The 4,094-nt window shown below is 74.2% G+C and carries 5 protein-coding genes; 3 read left to right on the plus strand and 2 right to left on the minus strand.

Annotation, left to right across the window (positions count from 1 at the left end; translation table 11 throughout):
* Positions 1-324: LysR substrate-binding domain-containing protein (locus tag AE652_RS22065; protein ID WP_049654182.1), on the plus strand; the 324-nt coding region annotated here is incomplete at its 5' end.
* Here AE652_RS22065 and AE652_RS22070 read toward each other — a convergent pair.
* Positions 237-1,391, minus strand: a complete 1,155-nt coding sequence (locus tag AE652_RS22070) for an erythromycin esterase family protein (protein WP_049654184.1) — start codon at positions 1,389-1,391, stop codon at positions 237-239. The genes AE652_RS22065 and AE652_RS22070 overlap by 88 nt on opposite strands.
* A gap of 146 nt (positions 1,392-1,537) precedes the next feature.
* Between AE652_RS22070 and AE652_RS22075 the strand changes: the two genes are divergently transcribed.
* Together AE652_RS22075 and AE652_RS22080 are read left to right on the plus strand one after the other, a co-directional pair.
* The gene (locus tag AE652_RS22075) at positions 1,538-2,257 is read left to right on the plus strand and encodes a TioE family transcriptional regulator (protein ID WP_049654186.1); all 720 of its coding nucleotides are present in this window, start codon (positions 1,538-1,540) and stop codon (positions 2,255-2,257) included.
* Positions 2,258-2,291: 34 nt separating this feature from the next.
* Positions 2,292-2,801 (plus strand): SgcJ/EcaC family oxidoreductase, encoded by a 510-nt coding sequence (locus tag AE652_RS22080; protein ID WP_082345888.1) that lies wholly within the window; start codon positions 2,292-2,294, stop codon positions 2,799-2,801.
* A gap of 124 nt (positions 2,802-2,925) precedes the next feature.
* Here AE652_RS22080 and AE652_RS22085 read toward each other — a convergent pair whose 3' ends face one another.
* The gene (locus tag AE652_RS22085) at positions 2,926-3,780 is read right to left on the minus strand and encodes an AfsR/SARP family transcriptional regulator (RefSeq protein WP_082345890.1); all 855 of its coding nucleotides are present in this window, start codon (positions 3,778-3,780) and stop codon (positions 2,926-2,928) included.
* Positions 3,781-4,094: the final 314 nt, after the last annotated feature.

Here is a 4,094-nt window from a genome sequence, read left to right on the forward strand (position 1 = left end):
GCCGCGCCACCGCAGCTGGCCGAACTCGCCGCACACGGGCTGGGCGTCGCCGTCCTGCCGGACCCGGGCCCGCTGCCCGGTCTGCGGGTGCGCCCGCTCACCGGACCCGTCCCCCGGGTCCGGATCGCGCTCACCTGGCCGACCGGGCAGCCCGCCTCACCGCCGACCGCCGCCCTGGTGGCCCACCTGCGGCGGGCCTACCCGGGACCGGCCGCCGCTCAGGCTCCGGCCCCCGTTCAGGCTCCGGCCGGTACCGCCGCGCCGTCGGCGATGTGCAGCAGCGCGGCCGCACCGTCGAGCACCTCCCGGTCGAGCGGGAAGTAGCCCTGCCGCGGGACGGTGTCGGTGCGCGTCCGGACCCCGGCCGGCAGCGCCGTGTCCGTCAACTCCCAGGCCGCGCCCCGCCCCTGCAGGTGGGCCTCGTACGTCCCCGGCGCCGGCTCGGCCAGCCCGATCGCCTCGCTGCGCCCCAGGCTCCCGGCGACGAAGGCGTACCGGTCGCCCAGCAGCGTGCCCACGATGTGGCCCGCGCCGATCCAGCGGCAGTCCAGCTCGCCCGACGACCAGGCGCTCGGGTTCCGCCGCAGGTGCAGGTTGTGGGAGAAGACCAGGGTCGGTCCGCGCTCGGCCTCGATCGCGCGGATGTCGAGGAGGTTCTGCGCCATCAGCGCGTCCCGCACGCCGGACAGGGCGCTGATCCGGGCGCTCTGGTCGAGGCCCCGGACCGCCGACTGCGCGTGGTAGCGCAGCAGTCCGATCCCGGCGGTCAGCCGGGTGCGGGCCGCGTACCACTCGGCGGACGAGGTCTTGGCGATCAATGCCGGTGCCCGCATGTGGAGTTGGAGGAGGAGGTCGTCGGCGAGGCAGCGCAGCCGCACGGCCTCGGCACTGTCACCCGGCGACCGGGCCGGATCCGTCACCGCCTCCGTGCGGCTCCAGCGCTCGTCCTCGCCCGCCACCCCGGCGAGGTCGAGGTCGAGCCCCAGGTAGTCGCGGGCGTGTTCGAGGTAGCGGCGCGGGCTGGGGGCGCTGGTGTTCTCGGTCGGGATGTCGAAGCCATGGAAGGACAGCTGCGCACCGGACGCCCGGTCCCGGTTGAACTCCCGTATCCAGGCGACGAGTCGGCGATTGGGCTCGAGCTCCCCGAAACCGTGGGTGAAGCCCTCCTCCAGCGCCGAGTCGAGGGTGCCGACACCCTCCCGGACGTAGGCGTCCACGGCGAACGCGGCCACCCGGTCGGTCTCCAGGGCGATCGACCGGAAGCCCCGGTCGACCAGCCGGGCGAACAGCTCGTTGCGGACCCGCCCGAACGCCGGCTCCTGGTGCGTCGGCTCACCGAGGCCCAGAAGCTCGCACGCCGGGGGGACGAAATCGTTGATGTCCTGGTTCATGAGCCTCAAGCGTATCCTTGAAAGATCGGTTGAAACTTTTCCCTCCACCACCGCCCAGGCATTGCCCAACTGTGGCCGAAAGCCTCAAACGGCCCTGAACCATCGGCCGACTCCGAACGCCCGCCCGACCCCGAACGGAGACGACCATGCGACCCGCCGACCTCGCTCGCGAGCACGGCATCTCGACCCAGGCCATCCGCAACTACGAGCGCGACGGCTACCTCCCGCCCGCCGACCGCACACCCACCGGGTACCGGATCTACACCGAGCCGCACGCGGCCGCCCTGCGCGCCTACCTCGCCCTCGTCCCGGCGTACGGGCACGCGACCGCCGGCTCGGTCATGACCGCCGTCCACGCCGACCGGCTCGGCGACGCCCTCACCGAACTCGACCGGGGCCACGCCCAGTTGCTGCGCGACCGGGAGACCCTCGCCGCCGTCCGCGCGGCCGTCGGCCACCTGACCGACGGCGCCACGCCCGGCCCCGCCCTTCCCGCGCTGCCCGGCCCCCGCTCCGTCGGCGAGGTCGCGCACCGGCTCGGTGTCACCCCCGCGACCCTGCGGGCCTGGGAGGCCGCCGGCATCCTGACCCCCGCCCGGGACCGCGCCACCGGCCACCGCCGCTACCTCCCGGCCGACGTCCGCGACGCCGAACTCGCCCACCTGCTCCGCCGGGGCGGCTACCTGCTGGACCGCGTCGCCACCGTGCTGCGGCAGATCCGCACGGCGGGCGGCACCGGTGAACTGGCCGCCGCCCTCGACGGCTGGCAACAGCGCCTCACCACCCGGGGGCTCGCGATGCTCACCGCCTCGGCCCGCCTCGACACCTACCTGGCGCTGCGCCCCGAGGTGCCCCGACGGGCTTGACCTCAAGGGAACTTGAGGTCCCAGGGTGATCCTCATGAACACCGAATCCGCAACGCCCGCGCCCGCCGACACCGCCCTTTCCGGCAGCGCCCCCTCCGACGCCGGTCCCTCCGACGCGGCTCCCTCCGACACCGCTCCCTCCGACACCGAGCTCGCGGACATCGCGGCCATCGAGCAGGTCGTGGCCGCCGTCGAGCGCGCCCAACGTGCCAAGGAGCCGGACGCCTTCCTCGCCCTCTTCCACCCCGAGGCGCTCTGGACCACCGCGCACGGCAAGGTCCTCCTCGGCCTGGACGCGATCGCCGAGTTCACCCGAGCCGTCCTGCCCGCCGCGACCTGGGACGGCCGGGTCACGTACGAGCCGGTGCACATCCAGTTCCTCCGCCCCGACGTGGCCGCCGTCAAGGTCCGCCAGGTCTACCACTCGGCGAACGGCGACGCGGACGGCGGCTCGGAGGGTGCACCGCTGTACGTCATGACCAGGCAGGACGACGGGCGGTGGCTGCTGCACGCCTGCCAGAACACCGGCGTGCTGACCGACTGACCGACGCGCCCGCCGGCCGGCCACCGGTTCCGCCGCCACCCCGCGCCGCCCGTCGCTGCCCGTCGCCGCCCGTCGCTGCCCGGTGTGGTCGGGAGCGGTCGGGCGGCGACGTCGCGGGCCGGGCTCAGCCGACCCGGGTGAGGCGGGCGGTTCGGGCGACTGCTCCCTCGGCGAGCACGCCCGGCTGCTCCTGGTCCGGGCGTTCCGGGCTGGCGAGCAGGATGGAGCGCTGGAGTCGCCGCAGTGCCGCGGACGGCTCCATGCCCAACTCCCGCACCAGGGTGTTCCGCAGGCGCTGGTAGGCCTCCAGTGCCTCGCCCCGGCGGCCGGAGCGGTGCAGCGCGATCATGTACTGGCCGTGCAGGCTCTCGTGGGTGCGGTAGCGGTCGACCAGGACGGTGAGTTCGGCGAGCAGCACCCGGTGCCGGCCGAGGCGCAGGTCGGCCTCGATCCGCTGGTCCAGCGCGCAGAGCCGGGTCTCCTCCAACCGCCTGACCTCGACGGCGAGTTGGCCGCCGACCGGGACGTCCGCGAAGGCCGGGCCGCGCCACAGCGCGAGCGCCTCGCCCAACTGGCGGGCGGCGAGCGGGAAGTCGCCGCCGTCCATGGCACGGTAGCCGTGCCCGGCGAGGCGGTCGAACTCCTGGAGGTCGACCAGCCCGCCACCGCTGTTCAGCATGTAGCCGCCGGCCGAGGTGACCAGGACGTCCTTCGCGCAGGAGGCTCCCGGGCCGCCGTCCCCCTGGGCGAGCGCCCGGTCGATGAGGTCGCGCAGTTGGAGCACATAGGTCTGCACGGTGGTGCGGGCGCTGCGCGGCGGACGGCCGGACCACAGTTCCTCGGCGAGGACGCTCGCCGGGACGACCTGGTCGGCCCGTAACGCCAGCAGGGCGAGCACCTGTCGAGGCTTCGGCGCCGAGGGCACCACCGAAACCCCGCACAGTCGGACCCCCAAGACCCCCAGCACGCGGATCTCCACGACGACCACCCCACATCCAGACGGATCGGCGGCCCCGACGGCCGCCGGTCGGGCAGGCGCTCCGCTGCTCACCGTCCGCGCAGGTCCGCTGGAAGGTCGGTCGAGCACCCGACACCTATCCAAAAACAGGACAGACGGTTTGTCAATACAAAACCGAACGCGCTGTTTGTTTCTGGGCGGAGCAAGCCCGTGGGAGTAGGACACCGGACCGCCGGTCCGGCCTCGAACGGCTTCGCCCGAGACCCCCGCGAACCACTCGGAACCGCCCGGAGCCCGCCCGGATCACCCCGACTCAGGCCGGACCGGCCCCGCCC

It is taken from the genome of Kitasatospora sp. MY 5-36 (assembly GCF_001182915.1).
Taxonomy (GTDB): Bacteria; Actinomycetota; Actinomycetes; order Streptomycetales; family Streptomycetaceae; genus Kitasatospora.

Coding starts and splice junctions, on each gene's coding strand:
- AE652_RS22070 (WP_049654184.1), bottom strand. CDS start 1,391: ATGAACCAGGACATCAACGATTTCGTCCCCCCGGCGTGCGAGCTTCTG.
- AE652_RS22075 (WP_049654186.1), top strand. CDS start 1,538: ATGCGACCCGCCGACCTCGCTCGCGAGCACGGCATCTCGACCCAGGCC.
- AE652_RS22080 (WP_082345888.1), top strand. CDS start 2,292: ATGAACACCGAATCCGCAACGCCCGCGCCCGCCGACACCGCCCTTTCC.